Source organism: Candidatus Binatia bacterium, assembly GCA_036382395.1.
GTDB lineage: Bacteria > Desulfobacterota > Binatia > HRBIN30 > HRBIN30 > JAGDMS01.
Window position 1 is genome coordinate 1 of the sequence record DASVHW010000036.1, and the last position, 3,172, is coordinate 3,172.

Below are 3,172 nucleotides of genomic sequence, written 5' to 3' on the forward strand. Positions count from 1 at the left end.
CATCTCCTGGGCAACATCGACAAAGCCCGCGAGCTGGGCGGGATCGTGGTGCGATTACAAAGCCTCGAACCCGTGGCGGCGCTCCTGAATTACGCACGTTCGCATGGCGTTGGTCACGTCATGATCGGCCGCTCACATCGACCGTGGTGGCAACAGGTACTGGGCCGTTCGTTTGTGGCACGCATGGTCAAGGACGCGGTGGGTTTCGACCTCCACATCGTCGCCCTCGAAGACGAGGCGGAGCACGCATGAACGTGCGGATGAAAGTGCTGCTGGCGCAAGCACCGCTGGCAATTGCCCTGCTGCTGGTGGGAGTACTCGCCACCGGCACGCTCTCTTCGCTCGGTCAGCAGGCGAACACGATTCTCACAGACAACTACCGCAGTGTGCTGGCGGCGGAACGCATGAAAGAGTCGATCGAACGGATAGAGGATGCACCGTCGCTGCTGCTGATCGGCGGCTCAAACGATCAGCGAATGTCGCACGTCGCAGTTGAGCGCCAGCGATTCGAGTCGGAACTCAGGGTGCAGGAAGGCAATATCACCGAGCCCGGAGAGGACGAGGCCACGCGCAAGCTGCGGGCCGTGTGGACCGCGTACCAGGAGCACTTCGATCGGTTCCCAGCCGTAACGGATACGGCTGCAGCGCGCGCCTTTTACCTCGAGGAGCTTCAGCCCGCATTCGTCGCGGTACGGAACGCCGCCGACACGATCCTCGCCATGAACCAAAACGCGATGGTGCAAAAGGGCGAGCGGGCGCAGCAGACTGCCGAACGGATGAACACGGTCCTGATGCTTGCGTCACTGGCAGCGTTGCTGGGCGGCGGCCTGCTGTCGATCACCATCACCAGCCGCCTCCTGCGGCCGCTGGGGCTGATGACGCGGACCGTCCAGCGAATCGGTGAGGGCGAGTTCGACGCCCGCATCAGCATCCCGGGGCGCGACGAGCTGGCGCAGCTCGCCGGCCACGTCAACGCCATGGCCGTGCGCTTGAGTCACTATCGCCGGAGCTCGCTCGGCGACTTGCTCCTGGCACAACAGGCGTCCCAGGCCGCCATGGACAGTTTGCCGGACCCGGTTGTCGTCTTCGACCTCCATGGCGGCGTCCTCAACGTGAATCGTGCAGCGGAGGCGGTCCTCGGACTGACGGTGGAGCTGGCGGCGGGTGATCCGCTGATTGCAGTGGCACCACCGGCACGGGCAGTCTTGCAATACGTGCGTGATCACGTGCTCAGCGGCAAAGGGGTCTACACTCCGAAGGGGTTCGAAGAAGCGACGCGAATCTCGTTCGCTAGTGGCGACCGCTTCTTTCTTCCACGCGCGACCCCGGTCTACGCCGAGGAAGGCGGCATTGCGGGTGCGACGGTGATCTTCCAGGATGTCACGCGCCTGCGCCGGGTCGACGAGCTCAGGAACGACTTGGTGTCGACTGTTGCCCATGAACTGCGCACCCCACTGACGTCACTCGGCATGGCGATCCACGTCTGCCTCGAACAGGTACCGGGTCCTCTTACGGGCAAGCAGGCAGATCTGCTGTACGGGGCCCGAGACGACTGCGAACGGCTGCAGTCCATCGTCGACGAACTGCTGCACCTGGCCCGCATTCAGGGAGAACAGATCACACTGGATCAACGACCGACGTCCCCCGCGTCCCTGATCGAGACGGCGGTCGAAGCGCAACGCGCCGCCGCCGCGGAGCGGCACGTGCAGCTGGAAACCGCCGTACTGCCCGGCCTGAGTGACGTGCGGGCGGACCGCGAGCGCGTACAGGTCGTGTTCATGAGTCTTTTGACGAACGCGATCCACCAGTCACCGCCGCATGCGGTGGTCAGGGTGCGCGCGCTGCCCGGCCAAGAGGGCGTTCGCTTCGAAGTGATCGATGCCGGCGAGGGCGTTCCAAAGGAACTGCAGTCCGCCGTGTTCGAAAAATTCCTTCAGCCGCCGGGGGCAGCAAGTGCGACCGGCCTCGGCTTGTCGATTGCAAAAGAGATCGTCGAAGCGCACGGCGGGCAGATCGGCGTTGAGAGTGAAGCGGGCCGGGGCAGCACCTTCTGGTTCACGCTCCCGGCCGCCGTGACGGTCACCGGCATTCAGCCAGAAGCCTAGGAACGCCACGATAGTGAGTCATCGCTCCTCCGCTCCTACGTCAAGCCGTAGCGCTTCCGCTTGCGCCAGAGCGTGGTCGGATGAATGCCCAAGCGGGTGGCGGCCTCCTGGAGCGTGGCCGACTCCCTGATTGCCAACGCGACGTGGTGCCGCTCCAGCGCGTTGAGCGAAAGCGGTTGCGAGCGCAATGCTCCCGTAGCCTCCAGCGGCGGTACGAGCAGCCGCTCAGGAAGGTCCTCCGTGGTGACGGCCTCGCCGCGGGACAACACCACCACCCGCTCCAGAACGCTCACCAGCTCGCGGATATTTCCCGGCCATCGATAACGCGCAAACACCCGCTGGACCTCGGGCGTGAGACGCACAGCGTCGCGCCGGTGGCGGGTGCAGAGGATGGCCAACATCTGGTCAGTGAGCTTCGGGAGATCCTCGGGACGTTCCCGTAATGGCGGCAGGTGAATGCCGACGACGTTGAGGCGAAAGAACAGGTCTTGGCGAAAGCGCCCCGCACGGACGTCCATCTCCAGATCGTGGTCACTCGCCGTGATCAGACGGACGCCGGTGTTGACGGTCTTGTCACCCGTGACCTGTTGGAGCCGGTGCCCGTCGAGAAAACGGATCAGCTTCGCCTGAACGGCGTTCGGTAGGTCGCCCGCCTCCTCGAAGAAGAGGGTCCCGCCATTCGCGGCATCAAGCCAACCGTAACGGTCCTTCCAAGCATCCTCGGCATAAGCGACCAGCTCGCCCTCGAGTCGATGCTCGGCCAGCGCGGCGCGCGCAACAGCAACGAAGGGTCCAGCGGAGCGCGGACTCCAGCCGTGGATCGCGGCCGCGAGCACCTTCTTTCCGGTTCCGTTTTCACCCGTGAGGAGAATGGGCACGTCAAATGCCGCCACCTGCCGCGCGCTGGCGATTGCCCGCGCCATCTCGGCGTTGGCTGACTCCCAAAGGGGTGGCGGCTCTGGGGTGTTCGAGGGCGGTTGCTGCTCGTGCCGAAGCGACAGCAGCGGCGGCACGCACTGCTGGACCAGATCAACTTGCTGAGGCAAGAGCGTCTTCGCCATTGGCAC

3 protein-coding genes are annotated in these 3,172 nt (G+C 64.8%); 2 read left to right on the forward strand and 1 reads right to left on the reverse strand.

Going from position 1 to position 3,172, the window contains the following annotated elements; translation table 11 throughout:
• Together VF515_01955 and VF515_01960 are read left to right on the forward strand one after the other, a co-directional pair.
• On the forward strand, positions 1-252 hold a 252-nt coding region (locus tag VF515_01955; protein ID HEX7406391.1), incomplete at its 5' end, for a histidine kinase.
• Positions 249-2,105 carry an ATP-binding protein gene (locus tag VF515_01960; GenBank protein HEX7406392.1) on the forward strand — a complete coding sequence of 619 codons (1,857 nt, stop codon included), beginning with the start codon at positions 249-251 and terminating at the stop codon, positions 2,103-2,105. The genes VF515_01955 and VF515_01960, both read left to right, overlap by 4 nt.
• Positions 2,106-2,140: 35 nt before the next feature.
• On the opposite strand, the gene VF515_01965 is transcribed toward VF515_01960, so the two are convergent.
• Positions 2,141-3,172 (reverse strand): sigma 54-interacting transcriptional regulator (locus VF515_01965; GenBank protein ID HEX7406393.1); only part of this gene is annotated, 1,032 nt, incomplete at its 5' end.

Coding starts and splice junctions, on each gene's coding strand:
- VF515_01960 (HEX7406392.1), top strand. CDS start 249: ATGAACGTGCGGATGAAAGTGCTGCTGGCGCAAGCACCGCTGGCAATT.